This window comes from Pseudomonas sp. NY5710, assembly GCF_013305665.1.
Lineage (GTDB): Bacteria > Pseudomonadota > Gammaproteobacteria > Pseudomonadales > Pseudomonadaceae > Aquipseudomonas > Aquipseudomonas juntendi.
The window spans coordinates 2,985,060-3,004,721 of record NZ_CP045554.1; the positions used below are offsets into that span (position 1 = coordinate 2,985,060).

21 protein-coding genes are annotated in these 19,662 nt (G+C 63.8%); 12 read left to right on the top strand and 9 right to left on the bottom strand.

Annotated elements, in window-relative coordinates; translation table 11 throughout:
• Window positions 1-41: 41 nt before the first annotated feature.
• Complete coding sequence (locus GEV39_RS13470) at window positions 42-584, top strand: WYL domain-containing transcriptional regulator (protein ID WP_173889660.1); 543 nt, start codon at window positions 42-44, stop codon at window positions 582-584.
• Window positions 585-599: 15 nt separating this feature from the next.
• Here GEV39_RS13470 and GEV39_RS13475 read toward each other — a convergent pair whose 3' ends face one another.
• Window positions 600-1,481, bottom strand: coding sequence for a LysR family transcriptional regulator (locus GEV39_RS13475; protein WP_173889662.1), 882 nt, complete (start codon window positions 1,479-1,481; stop codon window positions 600-602).
• A 191-nt stretch (window positions 1,482-1,672) separates the two neighbouring features.
• Here GEV39_RS13475 and argC point away from each other — a divergent pair, with 191 nt between their 5' ends.
• Together argC and GEV39_RS13485 are read left to right on the top strand one after the other, a co-directional pair.
• Entirely contained in the window at window positions 1,673-2,614 is a 942-nt protein-coding gene (argC, locus tag GEV39_RS13480) for an N-acetyl-gamma-glutamyl-phosphate reductase (RefSeq protein ID WP_173889663.1), read from the top strand.
• An 81-nt stretch (window positions 2,615-2,695) separates the two neighbouring features.
• Window positions 2,696-3,382 (top strand): GNAT family N-acetyltransferase, encoded by a 687-nt coding sequence (locus GEV39_RS13485; protein ID WP_173889665.1) that lies wholly within the window; start codon window positions 2,696-2,698, stop codon window positions 3,380-3,382.
• A gap of 65 nt (window positions 3,383-3,447) precedes the next feature.
• Here the strand turns inward: GEV39_RS13485 and GEV39_RS13490 are convergent, their stop codons facing one another.
• From GEV39_RS13490 to GEV39_RS13510, 5 genes are all read right to left on the bottom strand, one after another.
• Window positions 3,448-4,203 carry an ABC transporter permease gene (locus GEV39_RS13490; RefSeq protein ID WP_009685594.1) on the bottom strand — a complete coding sequence of 252 codons (756 nt, stop codon included), beginning with the start codon at window positions 4,201-4,203 and terminating at the stop codon, window positions 3,448-3,450.
• Entirely contained in the window at window positions 4,203-5,408 is a 1,206-nt protein-coding gene (locus GEV39_RS13495) for an ABC transporter substrate-binding protein (protein ID WP_173889667.1), read from the bottom strand. The genes GEV39_RS13490 and GEV39_RS13495 overlap by 1 nt, the downstream gene beginning before the upstream one ends.
• Complete coding sequence (locus GEV39_RS13500; protein WP_173889669.1) at window positions 5,395-6,216, bottom strand: ABC transporter ATP-binding protein; 822 nt, start codon at window positions 6,214-6,216, stop codon at window positions 5,395-5,397. Before GEV39_RS13500 ends, GEV39_RS13495 begins: the two co-directional genes overlap by 14 nt.
• The gene (locus GEV39_RS13505) at window positions 6,213-7,277 is read right to left on the bottom strand and encodes an acyl-CoA dehydrogenase family protein (protein WP_173889671.1); all 1,065 of its coding nucleotides are present in this window, start codon (window positions 7,275-7,277) and stop codon (window positions 6,213-6,215) included. Before GEV39_RS13505 ends, GEV39_RS13500 begins: the two co-directional genes overlap by 4 nt.
• Window positions 7,278-7,375: 98 nt before the next feature.
• Entirely contained in the window at window positions 7,376-7,936 is a 561-nt protein-coding gene (locus tag GEV39_RS13510) for a carboxymuconolactone decarboxylase family protein (protein WP_173889673.1), read from the bottom strand.
• 101 nt (window positions 7,937-8,037) lie between these two features.
• On the opposite strand from GEV39_RS13510, the gene GEV39_RS13515 reads away from it, so the two are divergent.
• A complete protein-coding gene (locus tag GEV39_RS13515) occupies window positions 8,038-8,949 on the top strand; it encodes an AraC family transcriptional regulator (protein ID WP_173889675.1) in 912 nt (303 codons plus the stop codon).
• Between the two features lie 275 nt (window positions 8,950-9,224).
• A complete protein-coding gene (locus GEV39_RS13520) occupies window positions 9,225-10,850 on the top strand; it encodes a methyl-accepting chemotaxis protein (RefSeq protein WP_173889677.1) in 1,626 nt (541 codons plus the stop codon).
• A gap of 101 nt (window positions 10,851-10,951) precedes the next feature.
• Here the strand turns inward: GEV39_RS13520 and GEV39_RS13525 are convergent, their stop codons facing one another.
• The 3 genes from GEV39_RS13525 to GEV39_RS13535 all read right to left on the bottom strand — a co-directional run bounded on the left by GEV39_RS13525 (window position 10,952) and on the right by GEV39_RS13535 (window position 13,304).
• Window positions 10,952-11,203, bottom strand: coding sequence for a DUF3077 domain-containing protein (locus GEV39_RS13525; RefSeq protein ID WP_054912262.1), 252 nt, complete (start codon window positions 11,201-11,203; stop codon window positions 10,952-10,954).
• A complete protein-coding gene (locus GEV39_RS13530) occupies window positions 11,193-11,468 on the bottom strand; it encodes a hypothetical protein (protein WP_173889678.1) in 276 nt (91 codons plus the stop codon). Before GEV39_RS13530 ends, GEV39_RS13525 begins: the two co-directional genes overlap by 11 nt.
• Window positions 11,469-11,897: 429 nt before the next feature.
• Window positions 11,898-13,304, bottom strand: a complete 1,407-nt coding sequence (locus GEV39_RS13535) for a purine-cytosine permease family protein (RefSeq protein WP_173889680.1) — start codon at window positions 13,302-13,304, stop codon at window positions 11,898-11,900.
• Window positions 13,305-13,620: 316 nt separating this feature from the next.
• Between GEV39_RS13535 and GEV39_RS13540 the strand changes: the two genes are divergently transcribed.
• From GEV39_RS13540 to GEV39_RS13570, 7 genes are all read left to right on the top strand, one after another.
• Entirely contained in the window at window positions 13,621-14,106 is a 486-nt protein-coding gene (locus GEV39_RS13540; RefSeq protein WP_009683734.1) for a flavin reductase family protein, read from the top strand.
• A gap of 74 nt (window positions 14,107-14,180) precedes the next feature.
• The gene (locus GEV39_RS13545; protein WP_173889682.1) at window positions 14,181-15,221 is read left to right on the top strand and encodes an LLM class flavin-dependent oxidoreductase; all 1,041 of its coding nucleotides are present in this window, start codon (window positions 14,181-14,183) and stop codon (window positions 15,219-15,221) included.
• 391 nt (window positions 15,222-15,612) lie between these two features.
• Window positions 15,613-16,209 carry an amino acid synthesis family protein gene (locus GEV39_RS13550; protein ID WP_003256068.1) on the top strand — a complete coding sequence of 199 codons (597 nt, stop codon included), beginning with the start codon at window positions 15,613-15,615 and terminating at the stop codon, window positions 16,207-16,209.
• Between the two features lie 68 nt (window positions 16,210-16,277).
• Window positions 16,278-17,111: an alpha/beta fold hydrolase gene (locus GEV39_RS13555; RefSeq protein ID WP_173889684.1), complete on the top strand. Its 834-nt coding sequence runs from the start codon at window positions 16,278-16,280 to the stop codon at window positions 17,109-17,111.
• Window positions 17,108-18,589, top strand: a complete 1,482-nt coding sequence (locus tag GEV39_RS13560; protein ID WP_054912259.1) for an aldehyde dehydrogenase — start codon at window positions 17,108-17,110, stop codon at window positions 18,587-18,589. The genes GEV39_RS13555 and GEV39_RS13560 overlap by 4 nt, the downstream gene beginning before the upstream one ends.
• A 13-nt stretch (window positions 18,590-18,602) precedes the next feature.
• Window positions 18,603-19,088, top strand: coding sequence for a flavin reductase family protein (locus GEV39_RS13565; RefSeq protein WP_047150252.1), 486 nt, complete (start codon window positions 18,603-18,605; stop codon window positions 19,086-19,088).
• Window positions 19,089-19,239: 151 nt separating this feature from the next.
• The gene (locus GEV39_RS13570) at window positions 19,240-19,629 is read left to right on the top strand and encodes a carboxymuconolactone decarboxylase family protein (RefSeq protein ID WP_009683727.1); all 390 of its coding nucleotides are present in this window, start codon (window positions 19,240-19,242) and stop codon (window positions 19,627-19,629) included.
• Window positions 19,630-19,662 lie beyond the last annotated feature (33 nt).

Here is a 19,662-nt window from a genome sequence, read left to right on the forward strand (position 1 = left end):
CACCCAGGCCGGCGCGATGCCTGCCTTCAAGGACGAACCCTTTGCCCAGCCACCCTACCCGCCATACCATTGCCCGCCAGTGGCAATTGCTCAAGCTGCTGCCAGGCCGCCACCCGGGCGTGAGCTCCACCCAGTTGCAACGTGCCCTGAGCGGCGTGGGCCACACCACCAGCAAGCGTACCGTAGAGCGCGACCTGGTCGAACTGGCCGCCCTGTTCCCGCTGCAATGCAACAGCAAGGGCATGCCCTATGGCTGGTACTGGCAACCGGGCCTGAGCCTGGAGCAAGCGCACCAGTTGCAACCCGACGCGCTATGCCCGGCGGCTCAGGTGGAGCTGCGCGCCTGGGTCGATGACGCCCTTGCCCGGCGCCTGGAGCAGGCGCCGCTGTCGGCAGATATGCAACTGACCGCGCAGGGCGACGGTGGCGCTGTGCTGGTGGCCACGGTAGACGACAACCGGGCACTGATGAGCTGGCTGCTGTCCCAGGCCGGCTCTATCCGCGTGCAGGCCCCCAAGGCGCTGCGCCTGGCCATGCTGGCGCAATTGCGCCAGAGCCTGGCCCTGCACGAAACGGTTGGTTGAAACCGTTGGCGGGCGTTACTGGCGCAGCCGCTCCAGGGCCTGCAGCACGAACGCGGTAGCGCGCTCCACCTGCCCTTCCCGGCAGGCGATACCCAACTGCCGCCACAGCCCGGGCCGCAGCGGTCGGTGGGCAATGCGCTGATCAAGCTCGGCGGCCTCCCCTTCTTGCGGCAGCAACGTCGCGCCATACCCGGCACCGACCAGCTTCTTGATGGCATCGTTGTAGTTCAGCTCGATACGCGGCTCGGGGTGCAACCCCGCCGCCGCAAACCACTCGGTTGTCACCCGCGACAGCTGGGTAGTGCTGTCATTCAAGATCAGCGCCCGTTGCGCCAGCCACGCAGGCGTGACCTTGGCCGGGGGCTGCCAGTCGGCCGGCACGTAGGCCAGGATCGGGTCGCGCCGCCAGGGTGTTACGGCCAGCCCCTTGACTGCCACCTGCGGCAACGCCACCAGCGCGACATCCAGCGTGCCCTCGCGCAAACGCGCCAGCGAGGCTTGCGAAGTGAGCACCTGCACTTGCACATCGATCCCCGGATGCTCCACCCGCAAGCCGGCCAACGCCTGTGGCAGCAAGTGGGCGATGGCCCCGGTCGAGGCACCCAGGCGTACCCGGCCGCTCAGGCCCTGCACCTGGCGGCGAACTTCGTCCAGCGCTTGGTCCGCGTCGGCCAGCAAGCGACGGGCGCGGGCCAGCAGCGTTTCACCGATGGCCGTGGGCCGTACCTGGCCGCGGGTACGGTTGAGCAACGGGGCGCCGACGCGCGCCTCCAGCTCGGCCACGTGCAGGCTGATGGTGGGCGGCGCCAGGTTGAGCTGGCGAGCCGCCTCGGCAAATGAACCCAGGTCGCTGATGAACACCAGCGTACGCAGGCGGTCGAGGCTGATTTCGCGCATGGTCGCTGCGGCTTCCTCACAAAACAAAGACTGACGGCTGAACGCCAAGGCAGCTTCAAGGGGCAGGTTCACCGCCAAAAGGCCAGCGCATCATTCAGAAAAGCTGAATGCGCTGATCATGATATTCAAATTTTCTTTAACAGCGCCACCCGCGAACATAGCCCATCCCTTCTCAATCCGGACCCCCGACCATGCATACCCCTGTTGTCTTCATCGACGGTGACCAAGGCACCACCGGCCTGCAGATCCACGCTCGCCTGCAAGGCCGCACCGACTTGCGCCTGCTGATCCTGCCCGAAGCCGAACGCAAAGACCCTCAACGGCGTGGCGAGGCGATCAACAGCGCCGACATCGCCCTGCTGTGCCTGCCCGATGCCGCCGCGCGCGAAGCGGTGGCCGCCATCCACAACCCGCAGGTGCGGGTGATCGACGCCAGCTCGGCACACCGCACCAGCCCAGGCTGGGTGTATGGCCTGCCCGAACTGGCTCCGCAACAAGCCGAACGCATTGCCCAAAGCAAGCGGGTCAGCAACCCCGGTTGCTACCCCACGGGCGCCATCGCGTTGCTGCGCCCGCTGGTCAAGGCGGGCCTGCTGCCTGCCGATTACCCGCTGAACATCCACGCCATTTCCGGCTACTCCGGCGGCGGCCGTGCTGCGGTAGAACGGCATGAACAGCCCGCCGCCGCCAAAGCCCCGGCCTTGCAGCTGTACGGCCTGGACCTGGCGCACAAGCACGTGCCCGAGATCCAGCAGCACGCCGGGCTCTCGGCACGGCCCCTGTTCATGCCTGGCTATGGCGCCTACCGCCAGGGCATCCTGCTGAGCATCCCGCTGCAATTGCGCCTGCTGCCCGGGCAGGTCAGCGCCGAACAGCTGCAGGCCTGCCTGGAACAGCATTACCAGGGAGCCCGCCATGTTCAGGTAATGCCCCTGCACCAACAAGGTGGCGCGGCCAACCTCGACCCTGAAGCCCTGAACGACAGCAACGACCTGCGCCTGGCGCTGTACGCCAACCCTGAACACGGCCAGGTACTGCTCACCGCCATCTTCGACAACCTGGGCAAAGGCGCGTCGGGTGCGGCGGTGCAAAACTTGGACTTGATGCTCGGCGCACTACAGGCGCGCGGCTGATGGGTCAAAACCGGTTAGACTGTACAGCCCGCGCCCTCCCTGTGCGGGCTGTACAGTCTAACCGCCGGAGCCTGCCCCCAGATGTTCATCCTGAGCCGCCTTGACAGCGTGCCGCCCGAGTCTTTCCAGAACCAGATCCGCGAGCTGGTGATTCACAACGTCGGTGAGTTGAGCAGTGTCGCGATCACTGCAGACAACCCGCTGTACCCGCTGTACCAGTACGGCGTCGGCATGGAGGTGCATCAGTACCTGCAAGCCCTGGACGGTAACCGCGGCCTGGCCGTGGCACTGACCCTGGCACTGGATGCCGAAGCGCCTGACCAGTTGTTGGGCTTTGCTCTGTCGCTACCCGCCGAGGACGATAAGCAGGCCTGTGCCCTGGCATTCATGGCCGTACGCGCCAGCCATCGCCGCCAGGGCATCGCCCGGGCGCTGTTGGGCGACCTGCAGGCGCGCCATGCCTGCGTCGAGCTGAACGCCTTCGCCAACCAGGTACCGTGGTTCGAAGCCATGGGTATGCAGGTGGTGGCCGCCAATGGTCCGCAAGTGCTGATGAGCAGCACCGGCCAGGCCAGCGGGGCTCTGATCGGCCGCCTGGACATCGCCCCCATCTACCAGACCGCCGAGGTGCTGCAGATTCATACCTACCTGCTCAACCAGCAAGGCGAAGATGCGATGATCGAAGCGGAGCAGATGCGCGACGAGCGGCTGGACGCGCTGACCGCACAGGCGCAGGAGTGTGTGCGCCAGCGCCAGCACGTGCACTGATCGCACCGTCAAGCACAACGCTCAGGGCCGCACCGCACCGCTCATGCTCGGCGCGGCCCGGCGGCTCAGCCATGCACCCAGCGCCGGTGCAGCCCGCGCGCCAGGGCATCGAGCAGAAAGCCCAGCACACCGATCAACAGCACCATTGCCATCAGCTCGGAGTACGCCAGGCGGTCGCGGGTATCGAGAATGAAATAGCCCAGCCCTGCACTGACCCCCAGCATTTCGCAGGGCACCAGCACGATCCACAGGATCCCGATGGCCAGGCGCACGCCCGTCAGCACATGACCTATCACCCCCGGCACAATCACCTTGCACAAGGTTTCCCAGCGCGTGGCACTCAGGCTGCGGCTCAACTGCAGCCAGCGCGGGTCCAGTTGCCGCACCCCGGCGGCGGTGTTGAGCAGGATCGGCCACAACGCGGCGAACGCCAGCAAAAAGTAGATCGGCTGGTCACCCACGCCCATCAGCATCACCACCACCGGCATCCACGACAACGGCGAGATCATGCGCAGGAACTGGAATGCCGGCGTGGTCGCCGCCTCCAGGTGCCGGTAGCTACCTACCAGCAACCCCAACGGCACACCGATCAGCAACGCCAGCAACAAACCGACCAGGATGCGCTTGAGGCTGACCCAGATATGCCCGTAGACCTCGCCCTGCCCCAGCAGCTCGACCAGGCTGGCCAACGTGGCCTGCGGTGCAAACCGGGCCGACAGGCCATCAGCCTGGCCGAACACGGCGACCCCGGCCCACCACAGTGCCAGCAAGCCCAGCAAACCGGCCAGGCCAAGCCCGGCATGTACTACGTGCGTACGCATCAGACGGCGAGCTCCTCGCTGCGCTCGTAGTTGTCGGCTATGCCGAACACCGACGGCCCGCCCACGGCGGCAATGGCGTTACGCACGAAGCGGTCATCCACCAGGTCGCGGGCAGTCTGCGCCGGGTCCAGGCCGGCGAGGAACGCGTGGTCACCTTCGATCAGGGTGCGCTGCAAGCGCTTGACCAGTGCTTCGGTGTAGCTCGGGAACGGGTAAGGCTGGAAATCGATGCGCTTTTCGTCCCACTGCTGGTGGCGAATAGCGCCGCTGGCGATGTAGCCGGCACGGTCCTCGGCCGCCGGGGCAAGGACCTTGGCCAGCACCGCCGGGTCATGGGGCGTGTACTTGTTGGCGCCAGCACGCGACAGCAAGGCTGCTGCTTCGGCGCGGTGGTCGCGGGTCCAGTGCTGGGCCTTGACGATGGCATTGACCACCTTCTGCGACCACTCGGGGCGGGTGTCGAGGTCGTGTTCGTGCATGAACACCACGCAGCAGGCATGGTTGCGCCAGACATCGCCCGTGAAGCGCTGCACGCGGCCAACCTTGAGGTTCTCGGCCAGGGCGTTGAACGGCTCTGCGACGATGTAACCGGCAATGCGCTTGCTGGCCAGGGCCGGCGGCATGTCGGAGGGCGGCAACACCAGCAGGTTCACTTCATTGTCTGCCAACGCCGCACTGGCCGGCTTCGACACCGGTGTCAGGCCGTTGTCATTGAGCATCTGCTGCAGCACGACGTTATGGATCGAGTACCAGAAAGGTATGGCCACGGTCTTGCCACCCAACTGCTTCATGTCTGTGATGTCGGGGGCGACGGTCAGGCCCGAACCGCCAACGTGGTTCCACGCCACCACCTTGGCCGGCACCTTGCTGGCATAGCGCGCCCACACGGTCATTGGCGACAGCAGGTGAATGACGTTCACCTGACCAGAAATGAACGCCTCGATCACCTGTGCCCAGCTGCGCAGCAATACCGGACGTTCGGCCTTGATACCCTCGGCTTCAAACAGGCCGTTGTTGTGCGCCACCAGCAAGGGGGTGGCGTCGGTGATCGGCAGGTAACCGATACGTACCGGCGCGTCCGGTTCGGCAGCGGCGCGGGCCTGCAGGCTCGACAGCAACGGCAGTGCACCGGCGGCGGTGAGCATGGCGCCCAGCTTGAGAAAATCACGTCGTGAAGACGAGGAACAGCAGTCATCCATGCACATGGACAGCCTCCGAGGCCTGTGGGGTTGGGGTGGGTTCGACCGTGCGGCTTGCTCGCCGGAGCGTCTTGAGGATTTCGATGCGCAAGGCGCCCAGCTCTTCGACCCGCTGCGTGCGCGGCTGCGGCAGGCCGATCTGCCATTGGCCGAGGATGTGCGCTGGATGGTCGCCCAGCAGCAGCACACGGTCGGACAGCAACAGGGCTTCGTCGATATCGTGGGTGATCAGTACCGCTGCCGTGTTGTGGGTGGCGATCAATTGCAGCAGCAATTGCTGCATGTCGGCACGGGTGACTTCATCCAGTGCGCCGAACGGTTCGTCGAGCAATAGCACTTCGGGCTGCCGTGCCAGGCAACGGGCCAGCGCGGTCCGCTGGGCCATGCCGCCAGACAGCTGCGCCGGGTAGTGGCTGCGGGCATGGCCCAGGCCCACGGCGGCGATAGCGTGGTCGATACGTGCACGGCGTTCGGCAGCCGCCAGCTTGGGCTGGCGGGCGAAGTCCAGGCCGAAGGCGACGTTTTTCTCCAGGCTCAGCCAAGGCAGCAGGCTGGGGTCCTGGAAGGCTACCGCCAGGCGCGGGTGTGGGCCCTGCAGCGGCTGGCCATGCAGCCGCACGCTGCCACCACCCGGCTGCTGCAGGCCGGCCAATACCCGCAACAGGCTGGACTTGCCAACGCCGCTGGGGCCCAGAATGCTCACCACCTCGCCGCGCCCCAGCTGCAGGTCGAACTGCGCCAGCACTTGCTGCCAGCCGCCCTCGCCTGGGTAGCCCAGGCTGATGTCACGGGCTTCGAGCAACGTTGCACTCATGCGGCGCCTGCCTGGCGGTGCAGCTCGGCCCGCAGCTGCACCAGGCTGGGCGTGACGATCGGCACGAACGCCGATTCGCGCCAGCGGCGGGCAAAGCCTTCGCCATACTCGCTGAGGTAGGCTTTGCCACCACTGGCCTGCAATTCCAGTTGCACCGCGTCGGCGGCGCCTTCGGCCAGGGTAATGCGCAGCTTGAACAAGGCCGCCGGTTGTTGCAGGAAGCGGCCATCGAGCAAACCTTGCTTGAGCTCGCTGACGGTATTCTCCAGGCGCTCGCTGAGCACCTGGCGGGCTTCGTCCAGGAATGAGGCACGCCCCTGCAGGTGGGCCTGCACTTCGTCCAGTGCCCGGCGCGCCAGGCCAATGGCCATGCCGCACTGCAACGCCAGGAAGGCCGGGCGGACCTGCGGCAGGAACGCGCGGGCATTGTCGTGCAGCAACCAGTCACGTGCCAGCGGCACCTGGTGGAAGGCCAAGGCAGCGGTGTTGCTCGACTGCAAGCCCATCAGCTGCAAGTCGTCAGAACGTTGCAGGCCCTGGGCATCCGAAGGAATGGCCAGTACGAACGGAGCACCGCCCGCGTCGTCCTCGATGGCCGCCGCTACCACGAACCCGCTCTTGCGCAGGTTGGTCACCCAGTGCAGGCGGCCCTCAAGGTGCCAGCCATCGCCCGCCGGGCGGCCGCGCACTTGCAGGGCTTCGATGCCAGAGAGGAACTTCATGGCATTGGACAGGCCGGTGGCACCGGCCAGCTCACCGGCCAGTAGCTGTGGCAGCAAGCGCGCGCGCAGCGGCTGGTTGGGGCTTTGCAACAGGTACTCGATAAAGGCGCGCTGGCCCCAACACACGAAAGCGGCAGCCAGCGAACGGCTGGCAATGGCAGCGATGGCCTCGACGGCGTCGGTCACCTGCCCGCCCGTACCGCCCAGGGCCGGGTCGACACCCACGCGCAGCAGTTGCGATTCGGCGATTTGCGCCAGCACGTGCTGCGGCTCGCACAGGCCCCGATCTATGGCCTCGGCATTGGCATCCAGCCACTGTCGAAATGCACAATCCTGCATGGTCTTGCTCCTTTGAGAACGCCGGGCCGCCTGGCGGCCCCTTTGCGGCACATGGCCACTCCTACAACTACCGCTGTACCGCCGCTAGCAGGGGCAGATCATGCAGTGGGCTGCCAGCGGTACTTGCCAAGCTCGTCATTGAGCGGCGTCTGGGCGAACACATTAGCAAAGTTGCAAAGGGTTGCGAGGCTCACGCCAAGAATCACTTCCAGCGCATTGCCCTCGCTGAAGCCGGCATCCCGGAATGCCTGGTAGGTGGCCTGGCTGACATTGCCGCGGGTCGCGATCACTTCGCGGGCGAAGGCGGCCAGGGCTTCGTAACGGGCATTGGGCAGCTCGCCGCGGGCCCGCAGGGCCTCGACCACCTCCTGCGGCAGCTTGGCCTTGTTCAACGCCACGGCGGTGTGCCCCGCCACACAGAAATCACAGCCATGTTGGGTGGCGGCAATCAGTTGCACCACTTCGCGGTCGGCCAGGCTCAGGTCGGACTTGCCGTTCAATGCCGAAACGGTCACGTAGGTTTCCAGTGCCGCTGGCGCGTTGGCCAGCACCCCGAGCAGGTTGGGGATGAAGCCCGAATTCTTCTGCGCGTTCTCAAGGAACGGGCGCGCTGCTTCCGGGGCGCTTTCCAGGGTGTGTAAGGTAATGCGCGAGGACATGGAGTGGTCTCCCTGATGGATGTCACTACAGTCTGGTGGTTATAAGAAGTACCCTCCATATTCATCAGTCGCCTTTCCTTGCTCCTGAGTCTTTGCATTAGATGATTTCGTCCGCCGCGCTCGTCGATTGGTTATTAGAAGGCCTGGAGCTGGATGCCAGCCTGTTTCATGTCGGCCGCTACTGTGGCGGCTGGCACGCCAGCACCCAGGGTATGGGCCGTGCCAGCTTCCACTTGGTGGTGCAGGGCGATTGCTGGCTGCACCTCGACGGCCAGGCGCAGCCGGTGTGCCTGAAAAAAGGCGACGCCGTGTTCCTGTTGCGCGACCTGGGTTATCGCCTGTCCAGCGACCAGGACGCGGCAGGCGCCTGTGCGCAACCGCGTCAAACCATGCAGGCGCTGGACGGCGACGCCAGCGATGGGGTCGGCCTGGTCTGTGGCTTCTTCCGTTTCCAGTCGGGTTTGTCTTCGCTGATTGTCGAGGGCCTGGCCGACTGGATCCTGCTGCGTGCCGAAGACCCCGCCGGGAGCGCGGCAGGGGCGTTGTTCGGGCTGATCCTGGATGAATGCCAACGCCAAACCGGGCCTTCGCAAACCTTTCTGGAGCGCCTGACGCACTTGCTCTTTCTGTATGCACTGCGCCAGCAAGTGCATGCCGGGCAGCCCCTGGGCGGGCTGATCGCGCTTGCTCGGCAGCCAGCGTTCGCCGGGTTGCTCGAGCTACTGATCGAGCAACCCGGCCAAGCCTGGACACTGGAGAGCATGGCGGCCTGCACCGGGTTGTCGCGCTCGGCTTTCTTCAAACGCTTCAGCGAGCTGGCCGGGCAGTCGCCAGGGCAAGTGCTGCTGGCGTTGCGCATGCGCCATGCTTGCCGGTTGCTGCAGGCGGGCAACACGGTGGAGCAAGTGGGTGCACAGGTGGGATACCAATCGGTGGCCGCTTTTACCCGGGCCTTCGCCAAGGCAGTAGGCATACAGCCAGGGGCCTACCGGCGGGGCCACGAAGGGCGTTAAGCGGCTCTACTGCGGCGCAAGCCGGCTTGCGAGGCGCCACGTTGAAGCTGATTTCCCGGATAAAACCGACAATTTTCCTTGGGTTTATCAGCAGATCCCGTAACTTGAATGCCTGTTCAAGGATGATGGCCATATGGCATCATCACATCCAAAAACAGAAAGAGGGTGAGACCTACAACCGACTTTGCGATGCATCCCGAGCCTGGCGCCACTGCGTTTACACCGGCAGCCGCCTGCGTTCTCGAGGCCTGCACGCCACCATCAAGGAGTACTTCATGCAGTTAAGGAATTTGAAGATCGGCATTCGCGCAGCAAGCGCATTCACCCTGTTGGGCATTCTGGTGCTGGTGATGGGCCTGATCGCACTTTACGAGACCCGGCAGATGGACACCGCCACAGACGAAATCCGCATCACTTGGATACCTGCCGTGGTGGCCCTCAGCGAAATCAGCACCGACCTCGGTCGCGCCCGGGCCGTCACCCTGCGTGCGACACTCAGCAACGATACCGGCGAACGCGCCCGCGACCTTGAGATGCTACAAGGCATCAACCAACGCCTGACAACCAGCCTGAAAAACTACGACAGTACCATCGTCGAGGCCGACGATCGCGCCCTGTTCAATGCCTTCACGGCGGCTTACCAGCAGTATGCGGGCCTGCAGGCCAAGGTGCTGCAGGACATCACAGCCAACCGCATTGCCGAAGCCGAGCAGCAAGTCAGCGGGCCATTGAGCCAGTATGCCGACAACATGATGCATGCCATGGCCGCCTTGATCGACTACAACGGTAAGGGCGCCGAGCAAGCCTCGCAGCGCAGCAGCGATGTGGCTGACGAAGCGTTCAAGGCGCTGATAGGCGCGCTGTTGGTGATTGTGCTGGCGCTTGCTGCCATCGCCACCCTGCTCACCCGCAGTATCGTGCGGCCGCTGGCCGAGGCCGTGGCCGTGGCTGAACGCGTTGCTACCGGCGACCTGACTCGCGAAATCCAGGTGGTGGGCCGCGACGAGCCGGCGTTGCTGCTGCGCGCGTTGAGCCGCATGCAGAGCAGCCTGCGCGACACCATTCGGCAGATAGCCGCCTCGTCCGACCAGCTGGCCTCGGCATCCGAAGAGCTGCACACCGTCACCGAAGACACCAGCCGAGGCCTGCACCAGCAAAGTGCCGAAATCGACCAGGCGGCCACGGCCGTCAACCAGATGACCGCGGCGGTCGAAGAAGTGGCCAACAACGCGGTGAGCACCGCAGACGCTTCCAGAGGTGCCGACCAGACTACCCGCGATGGCCGCGACCGGGTCAATCAGGCGCTGGCCTCCATCCAGCACCTGGTGGCAGACGTGACCGGCACTTCCAGCGAAATCGAACAGCTGGCCAGCAATGCCAGCGAGATCAGCCGGGTGCTGGATGTGATCGGTGCAATTGCCGGGCAGACCAACCTGCTGGCGCTCAACGCCGCTATCGAAGCGGCCCGCGCCGGTGAGGCAGGCCGTGGCTTTGCGGTGGTGGCGGACGAAGTTCGTGCCCTCGCCCACCGCACCCAGCAGTCGACGGCAGAAATCGAGCAGATGATTGCCGGGATCCAGAACGGCACCGAGCGCGCGGTGACCGCGATGCACAGCAGCCAAGGGCGTGCCACGGGCACGCTGGAAGTGGCCGAGGGTGCCGGGCAGGCGTTGGAGGTGATTGCCGAAGCGATGGCCTCGATCAACCAGCGTAACCTGGTGATAGCCAGTGCCTCGGAACAACAGGCGCAGGTGGCCCGTGAGGTGGACCGCAACCTGGTGAATATCCGTGACCTGGCCATGCAGACCTCGGCGGGGGCCAACCAGACCAGTGCGGCAGCGCAGGACCTGTCGCGCCTTGCCGTGGACCTGAATGGCATGGTGGCACAGTTCAAGGTCTGATCTGAGATAGCCGGGGCCGCATCGCGGCCCATCGCAGGCAAGCCAGCTCCTACAAAGCAGGGGCTGGGCTTTCGGAAGGGCCTGGCGGCGGGCCGGTGAATTTATCTTCTTTGAAGGCCCATCCCTCGCTCCATATCATCAATCAACGCTTTCGCCATCTCACTGAGAATACGCGCAGCGCTACCCGCAATCCGATCATTCTCCATCTCTGCTTCTGTCGTGAGGTGACGGATGCAGCCAAGTAGCACAGACAACTGCGTGAACGCATGACTGAATGGCACGTTTGGTCGCAGGCAGAAGAGATCGAACGTTTCCAAACCCGCTGTGAAGGAGTTTCTTGGATCATCGCTCATGACATTGCTCCAAGATATGGGTACTGGTGTGGTTCGACAACGCGTGAATGGCTCTACACAGCAGACGAATGTTCATTCCCATGGCGTCCCGAGTAAGGCCGGGACCGCTGTCGATCAGGACGGTCGTGGTGTGATTGACGGTATGAATCAAGGCACTGAGAAGCTGCTCACATTCTTCGATGCTAGGAAGATCTTGAAACGAGAGATTGGGCGGGTCGAGTTGCAGAAGTTCTGAGGCAGGTGGATCGGGTACGAGCTTTTTCATGATTGAGCTCCTTTGAACGAACCAGGAACTGCCCCCTCGTCGTCTCAAGGATTTGGGTGGCAGTCGTGCGCGGTTTGAGACCCGGGACACATGAATACCGGCCAGGCCGAAGCCTGCCCGCGCACGACCGCCATGAAGCGGTGCCAACACATGTAGTCCGGGTGTCTCAAGCCCGGTCACCTGAAAAGGCGACGCAATGAAGTTATCTCAGGGTGGGCTTTCCCGGCTACGTAGCGACTTCTGACGCACTTGTAGGATAATTCGCCGCGCGAGGTGAACTAAAGCAGTTTGCTTCATGTTCGGAAATTTCTTACAGGTCGATGGCCCTGGCGGGGGCTACGCCCATCCCAGTGCTTGCGCGCCCCCTGTGGGAGCTGGCTTGCCTGCGATGGGCTGCGAAGCAGCCCCTCTTGCAGCCACACGTGACTATCAGTCGTTCACACTCAAAACCCGCCCCGCCTTCTCGCCAGCCTTGCTGCGCGTGGCCAGGCAGTAGTACAGCGGCACCGTCACCAGCAAGCCGAACAGCCAGGACAGGTCGGCGCCTTCGACCAGGTTGGAGTACGGCCCGACATACAGCGAGGTATTGGCAAACGGCAGCTGCACCAGGATGCCGCAGGCATAGGCAACGATCGCATGGTGATTGAAGCGGCCATAGATGCCGCCGTCGGCACTGAAGATCGAGGCGATGTCGTACTGGCCCTTCTTGATCAGGTAGAAGTCGACCAAGTTGATCGAGGCCCACGGCACCAGCACCAACAGCAGCGCCAGGATCAGGCCGATGAACTGGCCGATGAAATCTGCCGAGGCGTTCAGCGCGACCATACCGCAGCCCAGCAGTATGACCGAGGCCAGGATCACCCGAACCTTCACGCTGGGGGTCCACTGGGCAACGAAGGTCTGGATTGCAGTCACGATCGACAGCACCGCGCCATACAGGTTGAGGGCGTTGTGGCTGATGATGTTGAGCAGGAACAGCACCATCAGGATCGGCCCCAGCCAGCCGGTGGCCTGCTTCACCGCGTCCATCGCATCGGTGCCTTGCGGCACGCACAGCACCGCCACCGCACCGAAGCTGAAGCACAAGATGGTGCCCAGGGTAGCGCCGAAATAAGTCGCCCAGAACGGCTTGGCAATGCCGACTTCACGCGGCAGGTAGCGTGAGTAGTCCGAGGTATACGGCGAGAAGCTGATCTGCCAGATCACACCCAGCGAGACGGTGGCGATGAAGCCCGACAGGTTGAAGGCGCCGCGGCTGAAGAAATCGGCTGGCAGGTCCTGGATGAACATCATGATGAAGCCGGCCAGCAGTGCCGAGCCCATTACCCAGGTGCCGATACGGTTGAGGATGTGGATGAAACGGTAGCCGACCACGCCGATGGCGGTGGCGCTCAAGGCGCCGATCACGATCGCCCCTGGCATCGGCACGCTCGGGCTGATGCCGTGGATGGTCTTGCCGGCCAACACGATGTTGGAAATGAAGAAGCCAACATAGATCAACGCCGTGAAGAACACGATCAGCAAGGCGCCATAGCGGCCGAACTGTCCACGGCTCTGCACCATCTGCGGAATGCCCAGCTGCGGTCCCTGCGCAGAGGCCAGGGCGATGACCACGCCCCCGACAAGATGGCCCAGCACAATGGCCACCAGCCCCCACAACAGGTTCAGGTGGAACACCTGTACCACCATGGCACCGGTGACGATCGGCAGTGGCGCAATGTTGGTACTGAACCAAAGGGTAAACAGGTCGCGCGCCTTCCCATGGCGCTCGGCAGGTGGCACATAATCGACCGTGTGATTCTCGACAAACTGGTGTTGCGACGACGGTTGGGACATGGTTTTCAGCTCGAAAGGTCGTTTTTATCGTTGTAAGGAAACCGCATCTAGGCGGCCTCTCAGCTGCGGACCATATTATGGTATTCCAAACTTTTGACAACACTGATCCGCACGAAAAAGCGGCCACTGTTCTGTTTGAAAAACCCCGGCGACAATCCACCACACCGGGCAAAGCCTTGTATTCCGTGGCCTTGCGCCGCTTATCGTGAAAATGTGCGGCTGAAAATTCTGCTTGCAAAATAGGTATTACGGTATACCATCAGACACATCAACGATAAAAACCGCGGACCACCGCAGCCTTTTAGAGGTAAACCCGATGATCGACGCAACCGTCTACAAGAACGTCCTGGGCTCCTTCCCGTCCGGCGTTACCGTCATCACCACCCTGGACGACGACGGCTCGGTCGTCGGCCTGACCGCCAGCGCATTTTCCTCCCTGTCGATGGAGCCGCCGCTGGTGCTGTTCTGCCCCAACTACAGCTCCGATTCCTACCCGGTACTGATCAAGCAGAAGCGCTTCGCCATTCACCTGCTCTCGGGTGAGCAGCAGGCCCATGCCTACGCGTTCGCCAAGAAAGGCAAAGACAAGGCCAACGGTATCGAGTGGACCCTCAGCGAGCTGGGTAACCCGATCCTGGCCGGCGCCACGGCGGTCATCGAGTGCGAGCTGTGGCGCGAATACGAGGGTGGCGACCACGCCATCATGGTCGGCAAGGTGCACAACCTGATCGTTCCGGCCCAGGCGCCGCGGCCGATGGTGTATTGCCGCGGCAAGATGGCCAGCCTGCCGGCCTTGGCCTGAAGCCCATTGTGAATCGAGACAGCTGGCGCCCCCCTGCCTGGCGCCAGCCCCTTTCAAGCGTTGAGGAAAGCCCCATGAAATTTTCGTTGTTCGTACACATGGAACGTTGGGATGAACAGGTTAGCCACCGCCAGTTGTTCGAAGACCTGACCGAACTGACCCTGATGGCCGAAGACGGCGGTTTCAGCACCGTGTGGATCGGCGAACACCACGCCATGGAATACACCATTTCGCCAAGCCCGATGCCATTGCTGGCGTACCTGGCGGCACGCACCGAAAAGATCCGCCTGGGTGCCGGCACCATCATCGCGCCGTTCTGGAACCCGATTCGCGTGGCAGGTGAATGTGCCCTGCTCGACGTAATCAGCAACGGCCGCATGGAAGTGGGCCTGGCCCGTGGCGCGTACCAGTTCGAATTCGACCGCATGGCAGGTGGCATGCCGGCCACCGACGGCGGCAAGGCCCTGCGCGAGATGGTGCCGGTGGTGCGCAAGCTCTGGGAAGGCGACTATGCCCACGACGGCGAAGTCTACCAATTCCCCACGTCCACCAGCGTACCGAAGCCGTTCAACGCTACGCCGCCCATGTGGATCGCCGCCCGCGACCCGGACTCGCACAACTTTGCCGTGGCCAACGGCTGCAACGTCATGGTCACGCCGCTGATGAAGGGCGACGAAGAAGTACTCGACCTGAAGAACAAGTTCCAGGCCGCCCTGGACAACAACCCCGACGTACCGCGCCCGCAATTGATGGTGCTGCGCCACACCCACGTGCATAGCCCGGCCGAGCCGGACGGCTGGAAGGTGGGCGCCCAGGCCATTTCGCGCTTCTACCGCACCTTCGATGCCTGGTTCGGCAACAAGACCACCCCGGTCAACGGCTTCCTGGAGCCAAGCCCGGAGTCCAAGTTTGCCGAAGTGCCGGCGTTCCAGCTGGAGAACATCCGCAAGAACACCATGATCGGCACCCCGGAAGAGATCATCGCGCGTATCCGCTATTACCAGGAGCTGGGTGTCGACGAGTTCAGCTTCTGGTGCGACAACAGCCTGCCCCACGCCGAGAAGAAGAAGTCCCTCGAACTGTTCATCAAGGAAGTGGTACCGGCGTTCGCCTGAATTCCCATTGCCTGAAACATTGCGGGACGCAGCCCGCTCCCGTAGGCCCATGCGGCTTGCGCGAGCGGGCTTTTTTAGCGGCAAGCGGCAAGCGGCAAGCGGCAAGCGGCAAGCGGCAAGCGGCAAGCGGCAAGCTACAAGCTACAAGCTACAAGCTACAAGCTACAAGCTACAAGCTACAAGCAAAAGCAAAAGCAAAAGCAGATCTGCTTTCGACTTTCGACTTTCGACTTTCGACTTTCGACTTTCGACTTTCGACTTTCGACTTTCAGCTTACGACTAGCAGCCTCCCGTCCCCCCGCAAGAGAAATTTCCCGCCCCCTCTTGCACAACAAATATTATGGTATACCATCAGACAACAAGAGCTGATAACCCTCACCAGGAGCCACCCATGAGTTTCGAAATCCGCAAGATCGTCACCTACTCCGAAGAGACCCGCATCGAAGGCGGCAAGGCCACCGACAAGCCGGTGACCATGGTCGGCCTGGCCGTGGTGATCAAGAACCCATGGGCCGGTCGCGGTTTCGTTGAAGATCTGAAGCCGGAAATCCGCGCCAACTGCTCGGAGCTGGGCGCGCTGATGGTCGAGCGCCTGACTGCCGCCATTGGTGGGGCCGACAAGATCGAGGCCTACGGCAAGGCCGCCGTGGTGGGTGCCGATGGCGAAATCGAGCATGCCTCGGCGGTGATCCACACCCTGCGCTTTGGCAACCACTACCGCGAAGCGGTACAGGCCAAGAGCTACCTGAGCTTCACCAACAAGCGTGGTGGCCCAGGCACCTCGATCCAGATCCCGATGATGCAGAAAGACGACGAGGGCCTGCGCTCGCACTACATCACCCTGGAAATGCAGATCGAAGACGCACCGCGTGCCGATGAAATCGTCGTGGTGCTGGGCGCTGCCGACGGCGGCCGCCTGCACCCGCGCATCGGCAACCGCTACATCGACCTGGAAGAACTGGCTGCCGAAAAAGCCAACGCTCAATAACAACAACCAAGACGGGCCGGGGCGTGGCGTGCTTACCCGCCGCGCCCGACCTTCAAGGAGCGCCCTCCATGATTCAGCCTGTCGCTGAACGCACACCTGCCGGCACCAGCTACCTGTCCGTCGGCCAGGGTCAACCCGTGGTACTGATACACGGCGTGGGCCTGAACAAGGAAATGTGGGGCGGTCAGTTCGTTGGTTTGGCCAACGACTACCGCGTCATCGCCTATGACATGCTCGGCCATGGGCAAAGCCGCGTGCCGGCCGCCGATACCCCGCTGGAAGGCTATGCCGACCAGCTCGCCGAACTGCTCGACCACCTGCAAATCGCCCAGGCCACGGTAATCGGCTTTTCCATGGGCGGCCTGGTTGCCCGGGCTTTTGCGCTCAACTACCCGCAGCGCCTGGCGGCACTGGTGGTTCTCAACAGCGTGTTCAACCGCAGCCCCGAGCAGAGCGCCGGCGTTATCGCCCGCGCCGCCCAGGCCGCTGAACTGGGCCCCGACGCCAATGTCGACGCAGCCCTCGACCGCTGGTTCAGCCGTGAGTACAAGGCCGCCAACCCGGCCCAGGTCGCTGCTATCCGCCAGGTACTGGCGAGCAATGACCCGCAGGGCTACCACACCACTTATTCGCTGTTTGCCACCCAGGACATGTACCGCGCCAGCGATCTGGGCAGCATTCAGGTGCCGACACTGATCGCCACCGGCGAGCTCGACTCGGGCTCCACACCGGCCATGACCCGCCAGCTCGCGGCGCGCATCCCGGGTGCGCACAGTGTGGTGCTGGCCGAGCAACGGCATATGATGGCGGTGGAAGCACCGCGTGAAGTCAACAAGATGCTGCTGGACTTCCTCGCGCAAGCCCGCACCCTTACCGAATCCGCCAAGGGGATTGTTGCATGACCCTCGTTCGTTTCCAGATGTGCATCGACGGCCAATGGCGCGATGCCCAGAGCGGCAAGACCTTCGACAGCCTCAACCCGGCCACCGCCCAGGCCTGGGCACAGTTGCCCGATGCCGACGAGGCCGATGTGGAGCTGGCCGTGCAGGCCGCCCAGCGTGCCTTCGACAGCAAGCAGTGGCGCAGCATCACGGCCACCGCGCGCGGCAAGCTGCTGCGTCGCCTGGGTGACCTGATTGCCGAGAACAAAGAGCACCTGGCGCAGCTGGAGAGCCGTGACAACGGCAAGCTGATTCGCGAAACCCGCGGCCAGGTCGGTTACCTGCCCGAGTTCTTCCACTACACCGCCGGCCTGGCCGACAAGCTCGAAGGTGGCACCCTGCCGCTGGACAAGCCCGACCTGTTCGCCTACACCGTGCACGAGCCGATCGGTGTGGTCGCCGGCATCATCCCGTGGAACAGCCCGCTGTACCTTACCGCGATCAAACTGGCCCCGGCCCTGGCGGCCGGCAACACCATCGTGCTCAAGCCGTCCGAGCACGCTTCGGCGACCATCCTGGAGCTGGCCCGCCTGGCCCTGGAAGCCGGCTTCCCGCCGGGTGTCGTCAACGTGGTCACCGGCTACGGCCCAAGCACCGGCGCGGCGCTGACCCGCCACCCGCTGGTGCGCAAGATCGCCTTCACCGGCGGTGCAGCCACTGCCCGCCACGTGGTGCGCAGCAGTGCCGAGAACTTCGCCAAGCTGTCGCTGGAGCTGGGCGGCAAATCGCCGAACATCATCTTCGCCGATGCCGACCTGGACAGCGCCATCAACGGCGCCGTGGCCGGCATCTATGCCGCCTCCGGGCAAAGCTGCGTCGCCGGCTCGCGCCTGCTGGTGCAGGACGAGATTTTCGACGAGTTCGTCGAGCGCCTGATTGCCCGCGCCAAGCGCATCCGCATCGGCAACCCGCAGGACGATGCCAGCGAAATGGGCCCGATGGCGACCGCGCAGCAGTTGGCCGTGGTCGAAGGCCTGGTCGCTGCGGCCAAGGCTGAAGGCGCCAAGCTGCACATGGGTGGCAAGCGGGCCGAGGTCGAAGGCGAAGGCTGGTTCTACGAACCGACCTTGTTCGAGTGCGACAGCAACTCGATGACCATCATGCAGGAAGAAGTGTTCGGCCCGGTCGCGGCGGTCATCCGCTTCAAGACCGAGGAGCAGGCGCTGGAGATCGCCAACGACTCGCAGTTCGGCCTGGCGGCCGGTATCTGGACCCGCGACCTGGGCCGCGCCCACCGCCTGGCCCGTGACGTGCGCTCGGGCATCATCTGGGTCAACACCTACCGCGCCGTGTCGGCCATGGCCCCGATCGGCGGTTTCAAGAACAGCGGCTACGGCCGTGAGAGTGGCATCGATTCGGTGCTGGCCTATACCGAGCTGAAGACCGTGTGGATCAACCTGTCCACCGCGCCCATGCCCGACCCGTTTGTGATGCGCTAAGAGGTAGCACGAGATGATCGAACCTGGCATCTACAAAGACGTGATGGGCTCCTTCCCGTCCGGCGTCACGGTTGTCACCACCCTGGACGCCGACGGTGGCATCGTCGGCATCACCGCCAGTGCCTTCAGCGCCCTGTCGATCGACCCGGCGCTGGTGCTGTTCTGCCCCAACTACGCCTCTGACACCTACCCGATCCTGCGCGACAGCAAGCAGTTCGCGATCCACCTGCTGTCGGCCGAGCAAACCGCCGAGGCCTATGCGTTTGCCGGCAAGGGCAAGGACAAGGCCAAGGGCATCGAGTGGCACCTGAGCGAGCTGGGCAACCCGCTGCTGGCGAAGGCCACGGCGATCATCGAATGCGAACTGTGGCGCGAGTATGACGGCGGGGACCATGCGATCATCGTGGGTGCGGTGAAGAACCTGGTGCTGCCCGAGCAGCCGGTCACGCCGATGGTGTACCACAAGGGCAAGCTGGGCGCCCTGCCGCCTTTGGGCTGATAGACCTTTGAGCCGGTGTTGGCTGCTTCGCGGGCTTGCCCGCTCCCACAGGGACGGCGCAGTTCCCGAGACCTGTGCATTACCTGTGGGAGTGGGCAAGCCCGCTAAGAGGCCACCGCCGATGTCCCTGTTTCATTCCGGAGCACTGCGCATGAGCAATGACAAGTACGAGAAAGGCCTGCAAATCCGCACCCAGGTACTGGGCGAAGACTACGTCAACCGCTCGATCCAGAACGCCGACGACTTCACCAAGCCGTTGCAGGAACTGGTTACCGAATACTGCTGGGGCCACGTCTGGGGCCGTGAAGGCCTCTCGCTCAAAGAGCGCAGCATGATAAACTTGGCCATGATTTCCGCGCTCAACCGGCCCCACGAGCTCAAGCTGCACATTCGCGGCGCATTGCGTAATGGCCTGAGCCGTGAACAGATTCGCGAGATCCTGCTCCAGGTCGGCATTTATTGCGGCGTGCCCGCGGCGGTGGACAGCTTCCGCCTGGCCCGCGAAGCGTTCGCTGAAGCCGATGCGGAGCCAACCCGTTAACACCGGGCTGTTCGAACCCACGCAAGGAGCACC